Source organism: Amycolatopsis sp. cg13 (assembly GCF_041346965.1).
Classification (GTDB): Bacteria; Actinomycetota; Actinomycetes; order Mycobacteriales; family Pseudonocardiaceae; genus Amycolatopsis.
In genome coordinates, this window is record NZ_CP166848.1 from 2,395,254 (window position 1) to 2,416,264 (window position 21,011).

General features: G+C 69.2%; 21 protein-coding genes. 12 read left to right on the forward strand and 9 right to left on the reverse strand.

Features of this window, described 5'->3' with window-relative positions; translation table 11 throughout:
- Positions 1-24: 24 nt before the first annotated feature.
- The gene (locus AB5I40_RS10705) at positions 25-1,047 is read left to right on the forward strand and encodes an NADPH:quinone reductase (protein ID WP_370938314.1); all 1,023 of its coding nucleotides are present in this window, start codon (positions 25-27) and stop codon (positions 1,045-1,047) included.
- Here AB5I40_RS10705 and AB5I40_RS10710 read toward each other — a convergent pair.
- Complete coding sequence (locus tag AB5I40_RS10710) at positions 1,040-1,900, reverse strand: SDR family NAD(P)-dependent oxidoreductase (RefSeq protein WP_370938315.1); 861 nt, start codon at positions 1,898-1,900, stop codon at positions 1,040-1,042. The two genes, AB5I40_RS10705 and AB5I40_RS10710, sit on opposite strands and share 8 nt — an antisense overlap.
- A gap of 68 nt (positions 1,901-1,968) precedes the next feature.
- Between AB5I40_RS10710 and AB5I40_RS10715 the strand changes: the two genes are divergently transcribed.
- On the forward strand, positions 1,969-2,535 hold the full coding sequence (locus AB5I40_RS10715; RefSeq protein ID WP_370938316.1) for a TetR/AcrR family transcriptional regulator: 567 nt from the start codon (positions 1,969-1,971) through the stop codon (positions 2,533-2,535).
- A gap of 22 nt (positions 2,536-2,557) precedes the next feature.
- On the opposite strand, the gene AB5I40_RS10720 is transcribed toward AB5I40_RS10715, so the two are convergent.
- Positions 2,558-3,121: a TetR family transcriptional regulator gene (locus AB5I40_RS10720; RefSeq protein ID WP_370938317.1), complete on the reverse strand. Its 564-nt coding sequence runs from the start codon at positions 3,119-3,121 to the stop codon at positions 2,558-2,560.
- An 85-nt stretch (positions 3,122-3,206) separates the two neighbouring features.
- On the opposite strand from AB5I40_RS10720, the gene AB5I40_RS10725 reads away from it, so the two are divergent.
- A complete protein-coding gene (locus AB5I40_RS10725) occupies positions 3,207-4,115 on the forward strand; it encodes an NADP-dependent oxidoreductase (RefSeq protein WP_370938318.1) in 909 nt (302 codons plus the stop codon).
- Between the two features lie 331 nt (positions 4,116-4,446).
- Positions 4,447-4,875 (forward strand): DoxX family protein, encoded by a 429-nt coding sequence (locus AB5I40_RS10730; protein WP_370938320.1) that lies wholly within the window; start codon positions 4,447-4,449, stop codon positions 4,873-4,875.
- Positions 4,876-4,895: 20 nt separating this feature from the next.
- Here the strand turns inward: AB5I40_RS10730 and AB5I40_RS10735 are convergent, their stop codons facing one another.
- On the reverse strand, positions 4,896-5,918 hold the full coding sequence (locus AB5I40_RS10735) for a LacI family DNA-binding transcriptional regulator (RefSeq protein ID WP_370938321.1): 1,023 nt from the start codon (positions 5,916-5,918) through the stop codon (positions 4,896-4,898).
- A gap of 117 nt (positions 5,919-6,035) precedes the next feature.
- On the opposite strand from AB5I40_RS10735, the gene AB5I40_RS10740 reads away from it, so the two are divergent.
- Genes AB5I40_RS10740 through AB5I40_RS10755 form a run of 4 tightly spaced genes read left to right on the forward strand, consistent with a single transcriptional unit; the run spans position 6,036 to position 11,036 of the window.
- Positions 6,036-7,472, forward strand: coding sequence for a cytosine permease (locus AB5I40_RS10740; protein WP_370938323.1), 1,437 nt, complete (start codon positions 6,036-6,038; stop codon positions 7,470-7,472).
- Positions 7,473-7,492: 20 nt separating this feature from the next.
- The gene (locus tag AB5I40_RS10745) at positions 7,493-8,557 is read left to right on the forward strand and encodes a C45 family autoproteolytic acyltransferase/hydolase (protein ID WP_370938324.1); all 1,065 of its coding nucleotides are present in this window, start codon (positions 7,493-7,495) and stop codon (positions 8,555-8,557) included.
- The gene (locus tag AB5I40_RS10750; protein WP_370938325.1) at positions 8,554-10,146 is read left to right on the forward strand and encodes an amidohydrolase; all 1,593 of its coding nucleotides are present in this window, start codon (positions 8,554-8,556) and stop codon (positions 10,144-10,146) included. Before AB5I40_RS10745 ends, AB5I40_RS10750 begins: the two co-directional genes overlap by 4 nt.
- 32 nt (positions 10,147-10,178) lie before the next feature.
- The gene (locus AB5I40_RS10755; protein ID WP_370938326.1) at positions 10,179-11,036 is read left to right on the forward strand and encodes an LLM class flavin-dependent oxidoreductase; all 858 of its coding nucleotides are present in this window, start codon (positions 10,179-10,181) and stop codon (positions 11,034-11,036) included.
- Between the two features lie 102 nt (positions 11,037-11,138).
- On the opposite strand, the gene AB5I40_RS10760 is transcribed toward AB5I40_RS10755, so the two are convergent.
- The 6 genes from AB5I40_RS10760 to AB5I40_RS10785 form a co-directional block, all read right to left on the reverse strand.
- Positions 11,139-11,600, reverse strand: a complete 462-nt coding sequence (locus AB5I40_RS10760) for a MarR family winged helix-turn-helix transcriptional regulator (RefSeq protein WP_370938327.1) — start codon at positions 11,598-11,600, stop codon at positions 11,139-11,141.
- The gene (locus AB5I40_RS10765) at positions 11,597-12,955 is read right to left on the reverse strand and encodes an MFS transporter (RefSeq protein WP_370938328.1); all 1,359 of its coding nucleotides are present in this window, start codon (positions 12,953-12,955) and stop codon (positions 11,597-11,599) included. Before AB5I40_RS10765 ends, AB5I40_RS10760 begins: the two co-directional genes overlap by 4 nt.
- Positions 12,956-13,096: 141 nt before the next feature.
- The gene (locus AB5I40_RS10770) at positions 13,097-13,648 is read right to left on the reverse strand and encodes a hypothetical protein (RefSeq protein ID WP_370938329.1); all 552 of its coding nucleotides are present in this window, start codon (positions 13,646-13,648) and stop codon (positions 13,097-13,099) included.
- Between the two features lie 62 nt (positions 13,649-13,710).
- Positions 13,711-15,024, reverse strand: a complete 1,314-nt coding sequence (locus tag AB5I40_RS10775) for a M14 family zinc carboxypeptidase (protein ID WP_370938330.1) — start codon at positions 15,022-15,024, stop codon at positions 13,711-13,713.
- A gap of 109 nt (positions 15,025-15,133) precedes the next feature.
- Positions 15,134-15,787, reverse strand: a complete 654-nt coding sequence (locus AB5I40_RS10780) for a hypothetical protein (RefSeq protein ID WP_370938331.1) — start codon at positions 15,785-15,787, stop codon at positions 15,134-15,136.
- Between the two features lie 150 nt (positions 15,788-15,937).
- Positions 15,938-16,795: an NAD(+)/NADH kinase gene (locus AB5I40_RS10785; protein WP_354749573.1), complete on the reverse strand. Its 858-nt coding sequence runs from the start codon at positions 16,793-16,795 to the stop codon at positions 15,938-15,940.
- Between the two features lie 65 nt (positions 16,796-16,860).
- Between AB5I40_RS10785 and AB5I40_RS10790 the strand changes: the two genes are divergently transcribed.
- The 4 genes from AB5I40_RS10790 to AB5I40_RS10805 all read left to right on the forward strand — a co-directional run bounded on the left by AB5I40_RS10790 (position 16,861) and on the right by AB5I40_RS10805 (position 20,990).
- On the forward strand, positions 16,861-18,096 hold the full coding sequence (locus AB5I40_RS10790) for an FAD-binding protein (RefSeq protein WP_370938332.1): 1,236 nt from the start codon (positions 16,861-16,863) through the stop codon (positions 18,094-18,096).
- 151 nt (positions 18,097-18,247) lie between these two features.
- Positions 18,248-19,222, forward strand: a complete 975-nt coding sequence (locus AB5I40_RS10795) for an amino acid ABC transporter permease (RefSeq protein ID WP_370938333.1) — start codon at positions 18,248-18,250, stop codon at positions 19,220-19,222.
- Positions 19,219-20,004 (forward strand): amino acid ABC transporter ATP-binding protein, encoded by a 786-nt coding sequence (locus tag AB5I40_RS10800; protein ID WP_370938334.1) that lies wholly within the window; start codon positions 19,219-19,221, stop codon positions 20,002-20,004. Before AB5I40_RS10795 ends, AB5I40_RS10800 begins: the two co-directional genes overlap by 4 nt.
- Positions 20,001-20,990, forward strand: a complete 990-nt coding sequence (locus AB5I40_RS10805; protein ID WP_370938335.1) for a transporter substrate-binding domain-containing protein — start codon at positions 20,001-20,003, stop codon at positions 20,988-20,990. Before AB5I40_RS10800 ends, AB5I40_RS10805 begins: the two co-directional genes overlap by 4 nt.
- Positions 20,991-21,011: the final 21 nt, after the last annotated feature.

Genomic DNA, 21,011 nt, shown 5'->3' on the forward strand with positions numbered 1-21,011 from the left:
GGCCGCCGGTGAATTGCACCGAGGGTGAAAGCTGTGACCTACCGCCAGTTCGGCGGCCCGGAAGTGCTGACGTTGTCCGAACTCGCCGTGCCGGAGCCGGGGCCGGGCGAGGTGCGCGTGCGGATCGCCGTGTCCGCGGTGAATCCGACCGACTGGAAGGCGCGCTCCGGCTCCCGTTTCGGCGTCGAGGCGGAGTTGTCCGTGCCCAACCAGGACGGGGCCGGCGTCGTGGACGCGATCGGCTCCGGGGTGGACGGATTCTCCGTGGGCGACCGGGTGTGGCTGCTGCTGGCCGCCGCGCACTCGCCGTTGTCCGGGACCGCGCAGGAGTACACCGTGCTTCCGGCGGACCGGCTCGTCCCGCTCCCCGACGGCGTGGGCTTCGACGAGGGCGCCGCTTTCGCGATCCCGGCGCTCACCGCGCACCGCGCGCTCACTGTCGCGGAGGACGGACCGCAGCGGCTGGCACCGAATGCGTTGGCGGGCAAGACTGTTCTGGTCAGCGGCGGCGCGGGCGCGGTCGGCAACGCCGCGATCCAGCTGGCGCGCTGGGCCGGAGCGACCGTGATCGCCACCGTCAGCACCGAGGACAAAGCGGCTCTCGCGCGCGCCGCCGGTGCGCAGCATGTCGTGCGGTACACCGAAGGGGACGTCGCCGCGGCGATCCGGGAAATCGCGCCGGACGGGGTCGACGTGATCGTGGAGGTCGCCGTCGGCGTGAACGCTCCCCTGCACGCCGCGGTGCTCCGCCCGCGCGGGGTGGTCGCGGCCTACGGCGACGACCGCGGCACCGGAACCGTGACTGTCGACTTCGGACAGAACGTTTTCCTCAACAGCCGCTACCAATTCCTGGTGCTCTACACCGTCGGATTCGACCGCCTTCGTGCCGGCGCTGAAGACCTGAACGCCGCCCTGGTCGACGGCGGACTCCGGCTCGGCCCCGATAACGGCCTGCCCGTGCACCGTTTCCCTCTGGCGGAAACCGCTCGCGCGCACGAGGCGTCCGAGAAGGGCGTCACCGGAAAGGTGCTGATCGACGTCAGCTGATCACCGGCTCGACCCCGGTCAGTTCCACGCTCGCCGCCCACAACCGGGCGGCGGCTTCAGCGTCCGCGTACGGCCCTCGTACCGGTTCCGGCCGGGGCCGTCCTTTGAGGCCGGACACCCGCGGCCCCCAGATCTGACCACTGTGGACATCCGGCCCGACCGCCGCCCGCACCGCCGGCCGCGCGCCGCCGTCCTTGCCCTGCAAGGCGATTCGCGCGAGGCTCAGCTTTTGCCTGGTACTGCGCACATGCAGCGGCGGCCGGTCCGGAGTCAGGCTGTCCAGCGCTCCGCCAGGATGCGCGACGACACTCAGCCTGCTGCTGCCCGCCGCCCTCAGCCGTCGATCCAACTCCAGCGCGAACAGGGTCTGCGCGAGCTTCGACCTTTCATACGCGGTCTTCGGCTGATAATCGCGCGTACTCTGCAAATCCTCGAAATCCAGCTTCGCTGACTTCGCCGCGAAGCTCCCGGTCGTCACAATCCGCGCGCCCGGCTTCAACTGGTCCTGCAGCGCCGCCGTGAGCGCGAAGTGCCCGAGGTGATTGACCCCGAACGTCATCTCGTGCCCGTCCTTGGTCTCCCGCCGCTCGGGCCCGTCGAGATACACGCCCGCGTTCAGCACGACCGCGTCGAGCGCCCCGACCTCGATCCCCTTCACCGAAGCCAGGTCGGCAAGGTCCAGCCGCGCCCGCGACACCCGCGCCCCCGGCACCCTCTCGCGAAGGACCTTCAACGCGACCTCCGCCTTCGCCGCGTCCCGGCTGCCGAGCACCACCTCCACCCCCGCCTCGGCCAACTGCTCCGCGACGAAGTAGCCGATCCCGGCATTGCCCCCGGTCACCAGCACCGTCATGACACTCCTCCTAAAACTGAAGTGACTTCAACTTTAAACCCACTTCAGATTTAGGTACAGTGGGGGTCGTGGCCAACACCGGACGGCGCGAACGCCGCAAGCTCGAAACCCGGCGCAAGCTGGACGAGGTCGCGCTGCGACTGTTTTTGAAGCACGGCTACGACGGGGTGACCGTCGCGCAGATCGCCGAAGAGGCCGACATCTCCGTCGCGACCCTCTTCGCCCACGTCCCGGACGGCAAAGACGCCCTGATCTTCGACGACGGTTCCGAACGCCGAGCCGGAATCGTCGCCGCTGTCCGCGAAGGGCCGATCCTCCCCGCACTGCACCGGTTCTTCGCCGCCCGCGGCCCGTACTCGACGGACATCCCGCCGGAACACGCCCCGAAACGAGACCTGATCGTGCAAACGCCAGCCCTGCGCGAATACGCGCGGAAGCTGTGGCATTCCTGCGAACCCGACCTGACCGCGGCGCTCGCCGACGAGAGCGGTCTGCCGCCGGATGATCCGGCGGTACGGGCTTTGGCGCGGTTCGTGCTGGAAATCCCGGACCTCACTGGCACTGCGCCGGATCCGGCTGCGGCGTTGGCGTCGGTGTTCGCACTGCTGGAATCCGGATGGCCGCCGCGCACCTGACCCGCGCACACAACCGGCAGCCTCAGCAGGCAGCACTGACCTCCCGCACCTCGGCGAGCACCTGCCGCACCAACGAACCGAACTCCGCCCGAGCACCGAGCCACTCGTCGTGAGCGATCTCCCAGGCAAGCGCCCCCAGTTTCGCCGCCACCCGAGCAGTCCGCCCCGGAACACCGCGCCGTTCAAGAGCCTCGATCATCAAATCGACCAGGCCAATCCGCTTCCGCGCCTCGCGTTCCCCCAGCTCCGGATTCGCATCCAGCACAGCCTGCCGCCGAGCACTGAACTCGCGGCGATCAGAAGTGAAGACCTCCTGCCCGACCACATCCAACGCATGCTCCACCACAGAGAGCGGCCCGGCTTCAGCAGGCGCAGCGGCGATCGCCGAAACAAGCAACCCAGCCAGAACGCTTTCCCCGAAGAGCACCTCGCGCTTGTCCGGGAAGTACCGGAAGAACGTGCTCTTGGTGAGGCCCGCGCGCTCCGCGATCTCGATCACGGTCGTGTTCTCGTAGCCGTGTTCCTCGAACAAGTCGAGGGCAGCGGCGGCGAGCCGTCCTGGTGCGTCGGGTTGCCAGCGAGCCATGGGAGAAGTCTACGGGACTTAGTCCCGTCACTCGGGTACGGTTGATGAGACCAAGTCCCATCACTCGTCCGAGGAGCAACGACCGATGAGCACAGCTGTCCGCTACCGGAGATTCGGCGGTCCCGAAGCACTCGAACTGGAGGAGGTGCCCGAGCCGCACGCCGGACCGGGTGAGGTGCGCGTCCGGGTCACGGCCGCCGGGCTCAATCCGATGGATTGGCAGATCGCCGCCCGGCCTGAGATGGCGGCGCGGTTCGGGATCACGCTGCCCGCCGGGTTCGGCAGCGACTTCGCCGGAGTGGTTGACGAGGCGGGAGCCGGATTCGCGGCAGGCGAGCGGGTTTACGGGGGCGCGATCGGAAGGTCCGTCGCCGATTTCGTGGTGGTCAAGACTCCTGCCACGACACTGTGGCGCACTCCGGACGGCATCAGCGACGAGGTGGCGAGCACGCTTCCGGTGGCCGGGCTGACGGCCTCCGCCGCGTTGGCCGCGATCGGGCTCCGCGCCGGGGACACCGTCCTGATCGGCGGCGCGGCGGGCGGCGTGGGCATCTTCGCCGTGCAACTGGCGAAACTGGCGGGCGCGCGGGTACTCGGCACTGCCTCCGAGCGCACCTTCGGCTTTCTGCGCGAACTCGGTGCCGAGCCCGTGGCATACGGTCCCGGCCTCGCGACCCGAGTTCGAGCCTTGGCACCGGAAGGGATCACCGCGGCGGCCGACTTGTTCGGCAGGGAAACGGCCGAGACCGCACTCGAACTCGGCGTGCAGCCCGAGCGGATCTCCACGATCGCCGACGGTCCCGCCCTTCCTGGCGTGCGCGCGACAGGTGCGTTCGACGCGGAATCCGGTGCCCTCGAACGGATCACGGACGCGATCGGTTCCGGCGAGCTCACCGTGCCGATCGCGGCGGCCTTCCCGGTCGAGCAGATCCGCGAAGCCGTGGCGATGCAAGCCGGGCGGCACGTCCACGGCAAGATCGTGGTCGCGCTGTGAACCGATAAGGAGCACTGAGTCCGGACCCGGGTTTCAGGCCGCCGATCCCCGCCGCGGAATCCGCGGCCCGGCCCCGCCCGGCGCGACTGCCCGGCAGACGCCGGAAACCCCGTTCCTCCCAACGGACCCGCCGGTTCCCCGAACCGGACGCCATCCCCTTCCCCGGCCGTTACCACACCCGCGGGATCAGCCGGAACCTGACTTTCGCAGGTATCGCCGAGACTCCGGTCACGGGTATACCTGAGACCGGTCCAGGAAAGGTCTGGACCACTTCGCGGACAGGTCCGGTTCCGAGCCGCCGTCCGCCCGAGTCGTCCTATGTGGAGGCATCATGCACCGGCTGGACGCGGCACAGGATTACGCGCTCGGTTTGTTCCGCATCGTCGTCGGGTTCCTTTTCGCCTGCCACGGCGTGAAATCGCTCTTCGGAGTGCTCGGCGCGCACGGCGCGGCGCAGGCGGGCTCTTGGCCGGGCTGGTGGGCCGCGCTCATCCAGCTCGTCGCGGGCGGCCTCGTCCTGCTCGGCGTCGGCACCCGGATCGCCGCGCTGATCGGGTCCGGGTCGATGGCGTACGCCTACTTCTCCGTCCATGTGCCGCAAGGGCTTTTCCCCATCGAGAACGGCGGCGAAGCGGCCGCGATGTTCTGCTGGGCGCTGCTGCTGATCGCGTTCACCGGCCCCGGCCGGCTCGCGCTCAGCGGGGCGCTGACGGCGCTGCGGCCGCGGGCATCGCGCGTCGGAGCGGTCCCGCACGCCTGACCCGGAACGAAAACATCCGCTTATCCCCGGGTCGACCCGCGCACGACCAGTTCGTACTCCGCCGGCCCGGGGACAAGCGGATGTTCAACCCCCTCAATGCGATCGGCGAGCACCGTCACCGCGGTGCGCGCCAATTGCACTGGACGCAAGTCCACTGAAGTGATCGGCGGGACGGACGACCGGGTCTGCTCCGAATCCGAACCGCCCGCGATGAGCAGTTCTCCAGGCACCGCAAGCCCTCGCGCCCGCGCGGCGGCGAGCACTCCGGCCGCGTGCCGTCCGGTCTGGCAGTACACCGCGTCCGGCGGCGAGGCCAGCCCGAGCAATTCCTCCCCCGCCGAAACCCCTCCCGCTTCGCCGGTGACCTCCGCGCGCGACACCACCAGCGGCTGCTGCCCGCGCGCGGAAGCCCAAGCCAGGTAAGCGCTTTCGGCGTCCCGGTTCCATTCGTTGGGGTCGGTGCCCAGCACCGCCGCGACCCGTTTCCCGCCCGCTGCCGCCAAATGATCGAGCACCTCGGTCACGACCTGTTTCGTGGCGAGGTCGAGATAGTCCTCCGACGGCGGGCGTTTCGGATCCCGGCCGACGCCGAGAAACGGCACGCAATCCCGCGTCAGCATGGTGATCAGCGGATCGTTCTCGACCGGTTCGGTGATCAGGAATCCGTCGCAGGCGAGCCCCACCGCCGACGCGTGGGCGCGCGCGGGATCCGGCACCAGCATCAGCCCGTACCCGCGCTCCACCGCGGCCAGTGCGGCGGACCCGGCGAACCGCAGGAAGTAGTCGACGCCTTCCAGGAACGCGGTGTCCAGCGGATCGAGCGGCCGCACCACCAGCCCGAGCACCCCGAGCCGGCTGGAGCGCAGCCCGCGCGCGATCGCGTCCGGCCGGTAGCCCAGTTCGCGCGCCGCCTCCCGCACCTGTTCCGCGGTGCCGGGCGCGACCGTCCCGTTCCCGCTGAAGGCGTGCGACACCGTGGTCGCCGAAACCCCGGCGCGGCGGGCGACGTCCTTGATGGTCGCCCGCGTTCGTTTCCCGGCCATGGCACACGATCCTAACCTGGTCCAAATCGTTTTGGCACCCCGCGAAAACCGGCCGTTGCCCAAATCGATTTGGGTCCTTACCGTGGCCCGGGTCACTTCCCCGGTCCGGAGGTTCCCATGACCGCTCCCGCCACCCCGCCCGCGCCGCCCGGCACGTCCGCGCCGCCCCCGGCCCGCTCCGGGCGCGGTCCCCGGGTGGAAGCCCACGGCATCGACGTCATCGGCGACGACGAGCGGCACGGCCGGGCCCGCGACCTGTTCGGGGTGTGGGCCGCGCCCAACGTCAGCTACCTCAGCCTGGTCGTCGGCGGCGCGCTGGTGCTCAGCGGATTGAGCCTGCTGCAGGCGCTCGCGGTGATCGTCGTGGGCAACCTGTGCTGGGCGCTGGTCGGCCTCGTCGCGGTCAGCGGCCCGGCGGCGGGCGCGCCGAGCGAGGTCATCATGCGGGCGATGTTCGGCACTCGCGGCAACCGTTTCGTCATCGGGCTGAACGGCTGGCTCGTTTCGGTCTGCTACGTGGCCTTGAGCTGGTCCGCGGCCTCGGTGACCGCGTTCAGCCTGTGCGCGCGGCTCGGCATCGAACTGAACACGCTGGGCAAAGTCCTCGTGATCGTCGCGATCGCCGCCGCGACGCTGGTGATCAGCGTCTACGGCCACTCCGTGATCGTGCGCCTCTACCTGCCGCTCGCCATCGTGACGACCGCGGTTTTCCTGGTGCTGGGCGGTTTCCTGATCCGGCACACCGCGTGGAGCTACCAGCCCGCGACGCCGCTGCACGGGGCCGCGCTGTGGGCGGCGCTGGCCGGCGGCGTGGCCCTGGTCGCGTCCGCCGCGCTGTCGTACAACACCAGCGCGGACTTCGCGCGGTATCTCCCGCGCGACACCAAACCGTTCGCTGTCGCCGCCTGGACCGCCGCCGGAGCCTTCCTGCCGAGCGTCGCGTTCACCGCGCTCGGCGCGTTCGCCGCGACCACTTTGGACATGAGCGACCCGCAAACCGCGCTGGAATCCGTTCTGCCGTCCTGGTTCACCCCGATCTTCCTGATCGCGGTGATCCTCGGCGCGATCGCCAACAACGCGATGACCGTCTACAGCTCCGGCCTCGCGCTGCAGGCGATCGGCGTCCGCTTGCGCCGTTCCCGCAGCGTCCTGCTCGACGGCACCGCCGGAGTGCTGCTCACCCTGTACGCCTTGCTCGTGTCCGATTTCCTCAAGGCAGTCAACGACCTGATGCAGCTGATGGTCGTCGTGCTCGGCCCGATGATGGCGATCTACGTGACCGACCTTCTGCTGCGCCGCAACCGCTACGACGGCCACGCGCTCGCCGACGAACGCCGCGGCGGCCCGTTCTGGTACGTCGGCGGCGTGCACTGGCCCGGCATCGCCGCCCTCGTCCTCGGCGCGACCGCGGCCGCCTGCTGCCTCTCCGTTCCCGGGATGTACACCGGATTCGTGGCGAGCGCGGCCGGCGGGATCGACTTCTCGCTGCCAGCCGGAATGCTGATCGCCGCCGCCGTCTACCTGCTCGCCGGCCGCCCCCGCGCCACCGTCTGACCTCGATCGCAAGGAACAGAATGCACCTCCTCGTCACCGACCCCGATCCGCACGCCCGCGGCGTTTCCCGCGGCACCCAGCTGCGCGCTGGCCTCGCAGACACGCTGGAGCTGTATCTGCGCTGGTTCGACACCCTCGGCATCCCCGAACAGCAGATCCGGACCGACGCACTCCGGTTGCTGGACCACGTCGACGCTTGGCGGAGCCGCTACGCCGACGAAATCGCGGGCATCGCCGCAGGTGCCGGGATCGAGCTGTGGCAGGCGGCAGCGCTCAACGGCCGTACGGAAATCATCGCCGCCGAACCGCGCACCCAGCCGGAATGCTCAACCCTCGTGCGCGTTCCCGGCTCCAACTCGCCGTTCGGCATCCAAACCTGGGACTGGCACATCGAACTGTCGGGCTGCTGGCACACCCAGGAAGTACGCGGCACGCGGTACGCCTTCGCCGGGATCACCGAGCACGGCATCCTCGGCAAGATCGGCGTCAACAGCGCCGGTCTCGGCCTCTTCTTCAACATCCTCGGCCACCAGGACGATTCCGCCGCCGGTATCCCGGTCCATGTGCTGGCCGCGGCCGTGCTCGGCGAGACAGGCAGCACCGCCGAAGCGCTCGACCTGCTGCGAACAGCCCCGATCCACACTTCCGGAGCCTTCACACTGCTTGATCCCGACTCCGCAGTCTGCGCCGAGCTGAGCCCGGCCGGAGTGACCACTCTCGACCCCGAAGCAGGTTTTCTGGTGCACACCAACCACTTTCTCGACCCTGACGCCGCTGCCCGCGAGAAACGCGGCCTGTTTGAACCGGATTCCCAGCTGCGGCACGCGCTGGTGACCACCCGGCTGCAGGACTGCCCGACACCCGCGCACGCCGTCGACCTCGTCGCCTTCCTCCGTTCCGGACCCGGCGAGCCGAAGCTGTGCTGCGTCCCGGATCCGGACGCCGCGTTCGGCGACCGATGGGCAACCTTGGCCACGGTCCTGCTCGAACCCGCGGCCCGGACCGTCCGGGTGCATGCTGGCAGTCCCCATACCTTGAACGGCTGGCGCACCTTCGCGGCGGCGGAAACGGTGGTGGCCCGATGACCCCGGTGCACTATCGCGGCGGCCGGATCTTCACCGCGAGCGCGTCCGGATGGGCGGAATCCATGGTCGTGCGCGGCGAGACCATCGAATACGTAGGCAGCACCGCGGAGGCCGACCAGATCGAGGCGCACGTAGTCGAACTGGACGGAGCCTTCGTGCTGCCCGGTTTCGTGGACGCGCACACGCATCTCGTGTCGATGGGCGAAGCGCTGGAGCAAGTCGACCTGTTCTCCGCGACCTCCCCCGAAGACATCCAGCACCGGCTCGCCCGCGCCGCGGCGGACGATCCAACCGCGCCGCGAATCCTGGGCCGCAGCTGGCTTTTCGACGCACTCGGCGGACAAGCGCCGCACCGGAAGCTGATCGACGCGGTGGTCCCGGACCGGCCGGTCTACCTCGCCGCGAACGACGTCCACTCCGCGTGGGTCAACAGCGCCGCCCTACGCGAACTGGGCATCGACCGCGACACGCCCGACCCGCTCGACGGACGGATCGGGCGCGACGAGACCGGCGAGCCGGACGGCATGCTGTACGAAACCGCTGCGCTGCAACTGATGCGGCACTTCCTCGACGACCAGACCAGCGACGCCGACCGAGACCGTGCGCTGGCGGCGGCGTTCGCGCAATACCTCGCGGACGGCGTCACGACCGCGGTCGACATGGCGCTCACCGAGGCCGATCTCGCCACTCTGGAACGAGCTCTCGAAAACGGTCGGCTTCCGATGCGCGTCGCCGGGCACTGGCTGATCGAGCGCACCGGCAACACCCGGGACGATCTGCGGCAGGTCGAGCGCGCGGCCGAACTGAGCGCGCGGCTGTCCGGGCCATGGCTGCGCGTGGCCGGGATCAAGCTGATGATCGACGGAGTCATCGACACCTGCACAGCAGCCATGAAGAAGCCGTTCGCCGACGGCAGCCACCCCGGGCCGTTGTGGCCGCCGGAGGCGCTGGCCCCGGTCGTCGCGGCGGCGGACGCGGCGGGCCTGCAGGTCGCGATGCACGCGATCGGCGACGAAGCGTCGGACATCGCGCTGTCGGCGCTGGAGCACGCGATCAAGGCAAACGGACCGCGTGACCGGCGGCATCGGCTCGAACACCTGGAGACCGTGACCGCGGAAAACGTCAAGCGGCTGGCCGAACTCGGCGCCGTCGCGTCGATGCAGCCGGTGCACGCCGACCCGGCGATCCAGGAAAACTGGCGCGCGAAACTGGGCGACGACCGCGTGCAGCGCGGTTTCCCGTGGCCGGAACTGACCGCGGCTGGTGCCGTCCTCGCGTTCGGCTCCGACGCCCCGACCGCGCCGCATCCGCCGCTGCCGAACATGTACATCGCGACGACCCGCCGGTCCGCGCTGAACCCGGATCTGGAACCCAACCTGCCGGAATACGCCCTGCCCCTGGCCGAAGCCCTCGCCCACGGCACCCGCGACGCCGCGTACGCGTGCCGATGGGACGGGCTGACCGGCCAGCTCGCAGCGGGCCTGGCCGCGGATTTCGTCGTGCTGGACGTCGATCCGTTCACCGAAGCACCGGACGCTCTGCTGCGGGCCAAAGTGCGGCAGACTTACGTGGCAGGCAAATCCGTTTGACGTGTTCAGCGGGGCTGGGCAGGGTTGGCAGCATGCGTTTCTCGGTCTGCATCCCGAACTTCGGCGACTTCGCCGACCCGCGCGCGGTGGCCAAGGTCGCAGTGGCCGCGGAAGAGGCGGGCTGGGACGGCCTGTTCGTCTGGGACCACGTGGTACTGGACAAACGTCCCGGCCGCCTCTTCGGCGACCCGTGGATCCTGCTCACCGCCGCCGCGCTCGCCACCAGCCGGATCCGGCTCGGCCCCATGGTCACGCCCGTCGCGCGCCGCCGCCCGCAGCAACTCGCCCGCGTGGTGTCCACTTTGGACAATCTGACTGACGGCCGGGTCGTGTTCGGCGCCGGGCTGGGCGCGCCGCTGGAGGCGGAGTTCGGCGACTTCGGCGAATCCGCCGACGCGAAAGTGGTCGCCGAGAAGCTGGACGAGGGCCTCGACCTGATCGCCCAGTTCTGGACCGGCGAACCGGTCACGTTCTCCGGCAAGCACTTCACTGCCCGCAACGTGACGCTCCTCCCGCCGCCGGTGCAACGCCCTCGCCCGCCGGTCTGGGTGGCGGGTCGGTGGCCCAACCGCCGCCCGATGCGCCGCGCAGCTCGTTGGGACGGTGTGGTGCCGATCTTCGAATCCGCCGGTGCCAAGGGTTTGCCGGACGTCTCCGAGGTGCGGGACATGATCGCCTACATCCGGAGCGAACGGGATACTGACGCACCATTCGACGTCGTGTTCGGCGGAACGAGCCCCACCGACCCGGCTCGGGCGCGGAGTGTCGTCGAACCGTTCGCCGAGGCTGGGGTTACGTGGTGGGAGGAAAGTCTGCCGTTCGGGAGTGCGGAGGAGGACAAGCTGGAGCACGTGCTGCGGCGGGTCGAGGCGGGACCGCCCGTGCTCTAGGCCCCACGCCGGGCGTCCGTCTCAGGTCCGTGAAGGGAACCCTGAGGGAATCAGAGTCAATGAGGGTTCCCCTCACGGACTTCCCAGCCGTGAGGGCCGCCCTCAAGAGCGCGCCTGCCCAGTCTCCGCCAACGCGTCGATCGCCCCCACCAGCTCGTTCAACGCGGGCACCGCCGCCGCGATCAGGTGCCGCCAGGCCGGATGCACCCCGTCCAGCGCCGCGGCCAAGATCGCCGCGTTGTGCCCCTGCCACCGCTCGACCGCGGCGCGGCCGGTGTCGGTGAGTTCGAGCGCGACCGTCCGCCGGTCGTCACCGCCGCTGGTGCGCGTCACGAGGTCCCGCGAGCGCAGCCCCGTGACCATCGTCGTCACCGAATTCGGCGCGAGCTTCAGCAGTTGCGCGATCCGGCTCGGCCGCGCGCCGGGATTCTCGAAGAGGCACGACAACAATTCCAGCTGCGCCACCGACAACGTGTTGTCCGGATCCGCGGTGCGCGCGGCCCGCCGCATGGCCCGCCGGAGCCGGGCGACGACGTCGGCGAGCGCGGGTTCGGGCGCGGTCACCGGGCCCGCTCCGGGCGTGCCGCGAGCCCGGTCGCCGCGGCCAGGACGCCGGCCCCGGCCAGCACCGCCAGCGCGGCCGTTTCCCCGCCGGTGTGCAGGCACAGTGTCACGAGCGCCACGCCCAGCGCCGTCCCCAGTCCGCGCGCCATGTTCACCAGTCCTCCTCCGGTGGCCGACATCCGCGCCGGGATCGCGCTCATGACAGCCGAGTTGTTGGCTGGAATGAACACTCCCAGACCGAGCCCGGCCACCACCAGCGACACGCCCACCTCCCAAGGAGCGGACGCCGGCCCCAGCGCCGCGCATCCCGCCGCCGCGACGAGCGCGCCCAGCACCGTGCGTCCGCGAGAACCGAGCCGCTTCGGCAGCACCCGGTCGGCCAGCACCGCCGCCACCGCGAACCCGGCGGGAAGACACGTCAGCACCGCACCGGTCCCGCCCGCCGTGCCGAGCACCTGCGGCAGCAACGTCAGCGGCCCGAACAACACGAGATACCCGCACAGCGCCCCGGCCAGCCCCAGCGAGACCACCGGCGGCCGCAGCACCGACAGCTGCAAGATCGGGCTGCTCGCGGCCTTTTCCCGCAGCACGAACCCGATCGCGGCGAGGACGGCCGCTCCGGCCAGCGCGACGAGCAGCCACCCCGGCATCTCCAGCCCGGACACCCCGGAAATCACCAGCAGCAACGCCGTCGACGCGGTCGCCAGCAGCCCGACCCCCGCCCCGTCGAAGCGGCCCAGCGGCGTGCGCTCGCGGGTGCGCGGCAGGAGGTAGCGCCCGGCGATCAGCCCGGCCAGCCCGACCGGCGCGTTGACCAGGAAGACCCACCGCCAGCCGACCGTGTCGACCAGCAACCCGCCGACCGCGGGCCCGAGCGCGAGCCCCAGCGCCTGCGCCGCCGCCTGCACCCCGAGCGCGGCGCGCGCCCGGTCCTCGCGGACGCTCCGCACCACCAGCGCCACGCTGTTGGCCTGCAACATCGCCGCGCCGATCGCCTGCACCACGCGGAACGCGACCAGCCAGCCGAGCGTCGGCGCGAGCCCGCACGCGACGGACGCGACGGTGAACACGCCGAACCCCTGCACGTAGGTCAGCTTCCGCCCGACCGCGTCGGCCACCCGCCCGACTGCGGCCAGCAATCCCACGAGCGCGAGCAGATACGCCAGCGAAACCCACTGGACGGCGGCCAGCGGAGCCCCGTACTCGTGCTGCAGCGCCGGGAAAGTGAGCGTGACGATGCTGGCGTCGAGCTGCCCCATGAACGCCCCGAAACACACCGCGCCGACGGCGAACCAGCCAGCCTTCGGATGATCCCGCACGACCGCCGGCCGAGCCCGCTCCAGGCCGATCGTCACTGCCGCCTCCCGCTCGATTAGTTCTGCTACAGAACTACTGTACGGGATGTACGTACATATGACAGCCCCGGCATGGTGACGTTTACCTAAGCGGCGAGGTGAGATAGGTCGCCTGACGAGTTAACTGATGGTTACGACCCCTCACAGGATGGCGCGTTCCTCGTCGTCGTCCTCGTCGCGGAAGGCTTCCGCGATGCCCAGAAGCCGGTCCAGGAACTCAGGGAGGTCCTTCGCGATCTCGCCCGGCCCGATGGAGTCGATCGAGCCGTCGTAGACCTTCTCCACGACGGCGCCCACCGGCAGCCTGAACACGGTTCCGGTGCGGTATCCGACCGCGAACATGCGCCCGCCGCCGTCCGAGGCGAAGACGGCGAGCCGCTCATCGGTGGCTTCGGGCGCCCAGGCGGGAATGCCGGAACGGTGCAGACCGTCCAGCACCAAGTCGAGGGAGTGAATGAAGTAAGCGTTGTGGAGGTGTTCGAAGCTGGCCTCCCGGATGGACGCGTACAGCTCAAGCAGCGCCCTCGGCAGCGGCGGATCGACCTCCTCGGCTTTCGTCAGCGCGACGGAATCGACCTCGTCCGACACCGTGTCCGGCTCAAGCTGGCCGAACCGGGCGAAGACGGCCTGAATCCGGGGCATATAGCCATCGATCGCTTGGCGCATGTCGTCGCGCCACTGCAGGTAATCCACTCCGCACACGCTGCGGCGCACCCAGGCGTCACCTGCCTGAGTGCACCGCGCTCGACCGCACCTCACTGCTGATACGGAGCCGCCGCCGACTGTGCCGCCGTGATCAGCGCACCCTTGTTCTTCGGCCAGAAGGTACTGTCCACGCACGAATACCGCGGCAAGAACCCGCCGCAACTGCCGCTCTGGCCGCCGACCTCGAACGTGAAGCTGGCCACCCCCAGCGCGCCGTACGTGAAGTCGTCCGTCGTGCCGCTCGTCGAGTAGCCCACGGTTTCCGTGTTCGTCCCCACCAGGTACCCGTTCGAATCGCTGAACTTCGCGCCGAGCTTGCGCAGCGCGGCGTCGTTCGGCGCTGGGTCGGAAGTGAAGCCCCACGGGACGATGATGTCGTTTCCGTAGCTGTGCAACGTGATCATCGTGCCGCGAGCGGTGTCGGGAGCGGGGTCGTTGTCGCCGCTGCCGCGCTGCTCGGGGTAGATCGAGCGGAACAGCTTCTCCAGCGCCTGGACTTCGGGTTCCGACCCGGCACTCGGGCCCTGGTAAGTCTCGGCGCACGGCGAGTCCGAGTCCGCGCCCCAGCGGAAAGTCGAGTTGCGGTTCAGATCGATGCCGTTGTTCGTGCCACCGCAATTGCCGTTGCTGGTATCCGCGTTCTTGCGCTGCAGTTTCGGCGAGTTGCCGCCGGAAGCGACGATGTCGACGCCGTCCGGGTTGGAGATCGGCACCACCCACACCTCAGTGGTGTCCAAAATGGACTTCGCGGTGGCGTCGGTGCCGTAGCCGTCGGCGAGGTAGTCGATCCAGCGCCAGGCGAGTTCGCCCGTGGAGATCTCCCGGGCGTGGATCTGTGCCATCACCACGAATTTCGGCTTCGGCGAGGTCGTGGACAGCGTGCAGTCGCCGTCCTGTTTCTTGGTCAGGCAGATCGCGTTGATGTCGTGTCCGCCCCTGCCCTGGGTCTTCAGCCACGATTCGCCGAGGGTGTACTCAGTCGCCAGATCCGGGTGCGCGGCCACCACTTGCGCGAGATGCGCTTCTTGCGCCGGGACCGTGCGATAGCCGCCGTAGAAAGTGTCGCCCGCGGCGCGGGTCGTCACTCCTTTGTAGACAGTGTCGAAGAATTCAGGCGCATAACCGCGGTCCCGCAACTGCCGAGCGACCGCCTGGCTCCCGATTACGTAGGCCACGCCCGGACTGGTCTCGGCGACGTCGAACCCGGCGTGCGCCAAAGCAGCCGCCTCCGCAGGGCTAGCGGGTACGCGCCACGAAACCGGATCGTCCGGCGCGGCGGCGGCCGCGGCGGTCGTGGTGCCGCCGAGTGCGACCAGCACCCCGACGACGCTGAGAGTGAGCCGGATCGAGAACTTGCCCGCCATCGGAGCTCCTCATGCAGCGAAGGAAGGTCACCCCGTGCGGACGGTGACCAATCGGCCGCGCACAGTGTGCTCTCCGCGAGGAATCCGGCCCACCTCCGAAAGTCGGGTGTCAGCAGGTGACCGAAACCTTCGCGCCGCGCTCGAACGAAACGTGGACGTGGTCGAAATGGTTCGCGGTCTCGCCGCCGCGGTCCTCCATCGCCGACCAGCCGCCGCCGTCGTTGTAGCGCTGCTGCCAGATCACGTACTTCACGCCGAACTCGCTCTGGTGCGCGAGAACGTAAGCAGCCAAAGCGTTTCCGGTTTTCGTGTCGACCATGAAGTCCAGCGCGAGACCGGCCGGATGGTCGCTCGCGCCGGACCGTCCGGCCCGGCCGCCGACCGTATCCACCGAGAACTTCTCTTTGAGGTAGTTGCCCACCTGCGCCACCGCGGGCTGCGTACCGGCCAAAGTGGACGAACACGCTTTCGCCGCCGGGGTTTCCGGAGTGCGCGAGGTCGTTTTGCTAGTCGGCGACGAGGAAGACGTCGTCGGGGCAGCACTGGAAGACGTCGTCGGCGGCGTCGAAGTGGTGGACGGAGCAGTGCTCGACGCCCGCGGCGCGCTGAACGCGTGCATTTCCGCGGCAGCGGCCGGGAACTGCTGCGGTTCGACCGCGCCGGCGGTCAGCCACACCGGCACCGCCAGCGCGCCGACGGCCAGCGCACCCGCCGCGGCCGGCAGCCGCCACGACTTCGATCCGTCCCGATGTCTACCGGACACCTCGCACCACCATCTCCTCGTTCGGATCCGCAAAGCCGCCCCGACATTACGAATAGGACACGGCAATGTCACCGACAAGTGACGCCTGGCACACTCAGTACGGCATTACTGCAGGTCAGGGCGCAATTACCAGGAGCTGGGGAGGCCTGCTCAGGACAGCGGAATCTCCGCCGAATCAGAGAGCCGCAGCTTGCGCCGGGCGCGCTGGTAGAAGGTCGTCATGCCGAGCCGGACGACGCGGGCCGCGTTCGGCCGGGCGTGCAGGTCGATGGTTTCGCCCGGCCCGACATACCCCGCGACCTGACCGTCGACCTCCACCGCGAGCCGCCCGCTCGACGGCAGCACCTCCAGCGTCACGGTGTCGTGCACCGACAACACCACGCCGCGGCTGTACGCCGAATGCGGCGCGGCGGGCGTGACCAGCAGCGCCTCGACAGCCGGGCTCGTGATCGGCCCGCCGGCGGAGAAGCTGTACGCGGTGGACCCGGTCGGCGTCGCGACCACGACCGCGTCGGCCGCGTAGCTCACGAACTGCTCACCGTTCACCAGCACCGCGACCACGGCACTCCCGTCGCCGGGCACGCGCACAACCGCGACGTCGTTGAACGCGGTCTCGATCCGGCCGCCGAACCGCGCGTCAACCGCTATCCGGGGCTCGACGGTGAACTCCTCCCGGTCGATCGCGGACAGCGCGAGCGGCAGGTCCGGCACGTCGACCTCGGCGAGAAACCCGAGCTTCCCGAGGTTGACGCCGAGCACCGGCGCGTGCTGCCCGTCGGCGAGCCGCATCGCGCGCAGCATGGTGCCGTCGCCGCCGAGGCTGACCACCAGGTCCGACCGTTTGCCCAGTTCAGCGGGCTGGACGCCGGTCGCGGAACAGTCGACCCGCGCGATCTCGTCCACGATGCCGAGGATCTCGATCCCGCGGACGGCAGCCCAGCCCAGCACCGCGTCGACCGCGGCTTTCGAGTCGCGGCGCGGGTGCAGCACGAGTCCAGCGGAATGCATGTCGGGTCTCCTCGTCTCAGCCTGTCCCCAGTCTGCCGCGACGAAGCCGGTTAGGCTCGGCGTTCGTGATCGAAAACTGGGCTGGCAATCTCGCCTACCGCGCCCGCGAGATCCTCGCCCCGCGCACCCTTCCCGAGGCGCAGGAACTCGTCGCGAGCGCAACCCGAGTCAAGGCGCTCGGCAGCCGGCACAGCTTCAACACGGTCGCCGACAGCCCGGACGGCGTCCAGCTCGATCTCTCCGCGCTTGACATCGCCCCGGAAATCACCGCCGAAACGCTCACCATCGGCGGCGCGACCCGCTACGGCGACGTCGTCGCGCAGGTGCACGAGGCCGGGTACGCCCTGACCAACCTGGCGTCACTCCCCCACATCACCGTCGCGGGCAGCGTCGCGACCGGCACCCACGGCTCCGGACAGCGACTGCCCGGCCTGGCCTCAGCGGTGTCCGCCGTCCAACTCCTCACCGCCGACGGCTCCCTGCGAACCTTCTCCCGCGCCGATGCCGAGTTCCCCGGCGTCGTGGTGAACGTCGGCGCGCTCGGCGTCCTCACCCGGCTCGCCCTCGACCTGGAGCCGACTTTCTTGGTGCGCCAAGACGTTTTCGACGCTCTCCCGTGGTCCGCCGCGCTGGAGCACTTCGACGAGATCCAGGCGGCGGGCTACAGCGTCAGCCTGTTCACGAACTGGGCGCGCGACGTCGTCGACCAGGTCTTGCTGAAAAACCGCGTCCCGGCCGAGCTCCCCGATTCCTTGTTCGGCGCGCTTCCCGCCGACGGCCCGCGCCACCCCGCCCACGCAGCGGGCATTTCGGCGGAAAACACCACAGTGCAAGGCGGAGTTCCCGGACCGTGGTACGACCGGTTGCCACATTTCCGCCTGGAATTCGCGCCGAGCGTCGGGGCGGAATTGCAGAGCGAGTACTTCGTGCCGCGCGCCCAGGCGGCCGCCGCGTTCGAGGCGTTGCGCAGCCTCGGCGACCTCATCGCACCGCTGCTGGTGGTGTCGGAGATCCGCACTGTCGCCGGTGACGAACTCTGGCTGAGCCCGGCGTACGGCGGTGATCGGGTGGCGGTGCATTTCACCTGGCAGCAGCGCCAGCCGGAGGTGGAAGCAGTGCTGCCGGTGATCGAGGAGAAGCTCGCTCCGTTCGGCGTTCGCGCCCATTGGGGGAAGCTGTTCCACGGCGCGGCGTTGGATCTGGACCACGACGGGGTGCGGCAGTTCCGGCAGCTGGCGGCGGAGCTGGACCCGGCCGGGAAGTTCCGGAACCCGTTCCTGGAACAGCACCTGCTCCGCTAGTCCACAGTAGACAGTCAGTAACAAAGCCGGTACAAAACCTTCTTCCGTACCACCGCGCTCAAAATGTGGGAGTCCCAAGAGGACACTCGACAGCCGGGAACCCCGCGGGTCACAGTGGCGATCGCCCTCTCCGCGATCCCCAGGAGCCACTGTGAGTTCTCCTCCGACGCTGCGCGCCGTGCCGGTGCCGTCCGCAGGTCCCGAACCGCCCGGTGAAGCTCGGTTGCGCGAGCTTGCCGCGAAGAAAGTCGCCCCGTTGCGCCGTCCCGGGCGCTGGGTCGCTGCCGCGGTCGTGCTCGTGTTGCTAGCCCAATTGGCGCACGCGCTGATCACCAATCCGGTGTTCCAGTGGGACGTCTTCGGCTATTGGTTCTTCCGTCCGGTCATCCTCGACGGGCTGGTGCTCACCCTCGAACTGACCGGCCTCGCCGCGGTGTTCGGGCTCGTCGGCGGGATCGTGCTCGCGTTGCTGCGGCTGTCGAAAAACCCGCTGCTCCAAGCGGTTTCGTGGGCGTACGTGTGGATCTTCCGCTCGATTCCGCTGATCGTGCTGCTGCTGTTCCTCGCCAACGTGACCGCGCTGTACAGCACGCTCAGCCTCGGCATCCCGTTCGGGCCGTCGTTTTTCAGCTTCAGCGCCACCGACGTGTTGAGTTTCTTCGTCGTCGCGGTGCTCGGCTTGAGTTTGAACGAAGCCGCCTACGCCGCGGAAATCGTGCGCGCCGGCGTGCTTTCGGTGGATCAAGGACAGCTCGAAGCGGCGGCCGCGCTGGGGCTTCCGCGATCCCGGCAATACCGGCGAATCATCCTGCCGCAGGCCACCCGCGCGATCGTGCCCGCCTACGCGAACCAGCTGATCGGCCTGCTCAAAGGCACTTCCGTCGTCTACATCACGTCGCTGCTGGAACTGTTCGGCGTGGTCGAAACCCAGGCCAGCACCAACAGCGGGCAGATCATTCCGCTGCTGCTCGTCGGCACGGTCTGGTACATCATTCTCACCAGCGTCCTGTCAGTGATCCAGTATTACGTCGAGCGCTTCTTTTCCCGTGGCGCATTGCGCACCGTTCCGCCGACGCCGTTCCAGCGGTTCCGCGCCCGGTTGCGTTCGCTGGGGGTGGCCCGATGAGCGCCGAAGTCCGCGTTCGCAGCGCGGTCAAAACGTACGACGGGATCCGGGTGCTCGACGGAATCGACATCACCGCTCCTGGCGGGCAAGTGACCGTGGTGCTCGGACCGTCCGGTTCCGGGAAATCGACTTTGTTACGGACGATCAACCATCTGGAACGCCTTGACAGCGGCTACGTCAGCATCGACGACGAACTCGTCGGCGTGCGCGTGCACGGCGACCGGTTCAAGGAACTGAGCGAGCGCGCGATTCTGAAGCAACGGTCGCGGATCGGTTTTGTGTTCCAGAATTTCAACCTCTTCCCGCATCTCACCATCCTCGACAACATCGTGGAAGCGCCTCTCGTCACGCAACGGCTGACCCGCGCCGAGGCGGAAACGCGGGCGAGGGAATTGCTTGCCCGCGTGGGCCTCGAGGACAAGGCCGGGGCGTATCCACGGCAACTGTCCGGCGGGCAGCAGCAACGGGTCGCCATCGCGAGAGCGCTCGCGCTCGAACCGCGGCTGATCCTGCTCGACGAACCGACGTCCGCGCTCGACCCGGAACTCGTCGGCGAGGTGCTGGCCGTGATCCGGGAACTGGCGCGGTCCGGCACGACGATGATCGTGGTGACGCACGAGATCGGTTTCGCCCGCGAGATCGCCGACCACGTCGTGTTCCTCGACGAAGGCCGTGTCATCGAAGAAGGACCACCGTCAGCCGTCCTCGACCGTCCCCGCCACGACCGGACCCGAGCCTTCCTCGGGAAGGTCACCCGCCTCGAAATCCCGGAGAACGCATGAAAACCCGCACGATCCTGCCCGTCCTCGCCGCGGTCGCACTGCTCGCCGGCGCGTGCGGCGGCAGCACCCAGGCGTCGACCGGCGCGAACGGTTCGCAGACCGTTTCCGTCGCCGCGAACACCGCGGACGCGCACCCGGTTTCGCTGACCGTGCCGGTCGTCGCGGAGATCCGCGCGCAACTGCCGAAGAAGTTCCTCGACAAGGGCAAGCTGACGATCGGCGTCGGCGCACTGCCGTCGGGCTTCCCGCCGCTGGCCTACGTCGGCGCCGACCAGCGCACCCTCACCGGAGCCGAACCCGACCTCGGCCGGCTCGTCGCCGCGGTGCTCGGGCTGGAGCCGGACGTTCAGAACGCGTCGTGGCAGAACCTGTTCGTACGCCTGCAAAGCGGCCAGTTCGACGCCGGATTCTCGAACATCACGGTGACCGAACAGCGCAAACAGCAGGGCTTCGACTTCGCCGCCTACCGCGAGGACAACCTCGGCTTCGAGACGAACCGCGCGAACACGTGGAACTTCGACGGCAATTACGAAGTGCTGGCCGGGAAGACGGTCGCCGTCGACAGCGGGACCAACCAGGAGAAAATCCTCAAGGAATGGCAACGCAAGCTGACCGCTGAGGGCAAGAAGCTCGACGTGCGCAATTTCGCGGACAAGAACAGCACATACTTGGCACTGGCGTCCGGCCGGATCGACGCGTACTTCGCGCCGAACCCGGGCATCGCCTACCACGCGACGCAGACCGCGAAGACGCCGAACCCGACCCGCAGCGCGGGCAAGTACTCCGGTGCCGGGGCCACGCTGCAGGGGCTGATCGCCGCGACGACCAAAAAGGACAACGGCCTGGTGAAGCCGGTGGCGGCGGCGATCGATTACCTGATTCAGCACGGCCAGTACGCGAAATGGCTTGCCGCGTACGGGTTGGAGAACGAAGCGGTGAAGAAGGCGGACATCAATCCGCCGGGCCTGCCGTTGAGCGATTCCTGACCGCCTGGCAGGTCTCCGGCC

Coding starts and splice junctions, on each gene's coding strand:
- AB5I40_RS10740 (WP_370938323.1), top strand. CDS start 6,036: ATGACCGCTCCCGCCACCCCGCCCGCGCCGCCCGGCACGTCCGCGCCG.
- AB5I40_RS10785 (WP_354749573.1), bottom strand. CDS start 16,795: ATGCATTCCGCTGGACTCGTGCTGCACCCGCGCCGCGACTCGAAAGCC.
- AB5I40_RS10735 (WP_370938321.1), bottom strand. CDS start 5,918: ATGGCCGGGAAACGAACGCGGGCGACCATCAAGGACGTCGCCCGCCGC.
- AB5I40_RS10745 (WP_370938324.1), top strand. CDS start 7,493: ATGCACCTCCTCGTCACCGACCCCGATCCGCACGCCCGCGGCGTTTCC.
- AB5I40_RS10775 (WP_370938330.1), bottom strand. CDS start 15,024: ATGGCGGGCAAGTTCTCGATCCGGCTCACTCTCAGCGTCGTCGGGGTG.
- AB5I40_RS10725 (WP_370938318.1), top strand. CDS start 3,207: ATGAGCACAGCTGTCCGCTACCGGAGATTCGGCGGTCCCGAAGCACTC.
- AB5I40_RS10730 (WP_370938320.1), top strand. CDS start 4,447: ATGCACCGGCTGGACGCGGCACAGGATTACGCGCTCGGTTTGTTCCGC.
- AB5I40_RS10720 (WP_370938317.1), bottom strand. CDS start 3,121: ATGGCTCGCTGGCAACCCGACGCACCAGGACGGCTCGCCGCCGCTGCC.
- AB5I40_RS10755 (WP_370938326.1), top strand. CDS start 10,179: ATGCGTTTCTCGGTCTGCATCCCGAACTTCGGCGACTTCGCCGACCCG.
- AB5I40_RS10750 (WP_370938325.1), top strand. CDS start 8,554: ATGACCCCGGTGCACTATCGCGGCGGCCGGATCTTCACCGCGAGCGCG.
- AB5I40_RS10710 (WP_370938315.1), bottom strand. CDS start 1,900: ATGACGGTGCTGGTGACCGGGGGCAATGCCGGGATCGGCTACTTCGTC.
- AB5I40_RS10800 (WP_370938334.1), top strand. CDS start 19,219: ATGAGCGCCGAAGTCCGCGTTCGCAGCGCGGTCAAAACGTACGACGGG.
- AB5I40_RS10805 (WP_370938335.1), top strand. CDS start 20,001: ATGAAAACCCGCACGATCCTGCCCGTCCTCGCCGCGGTCGCACTGCTC.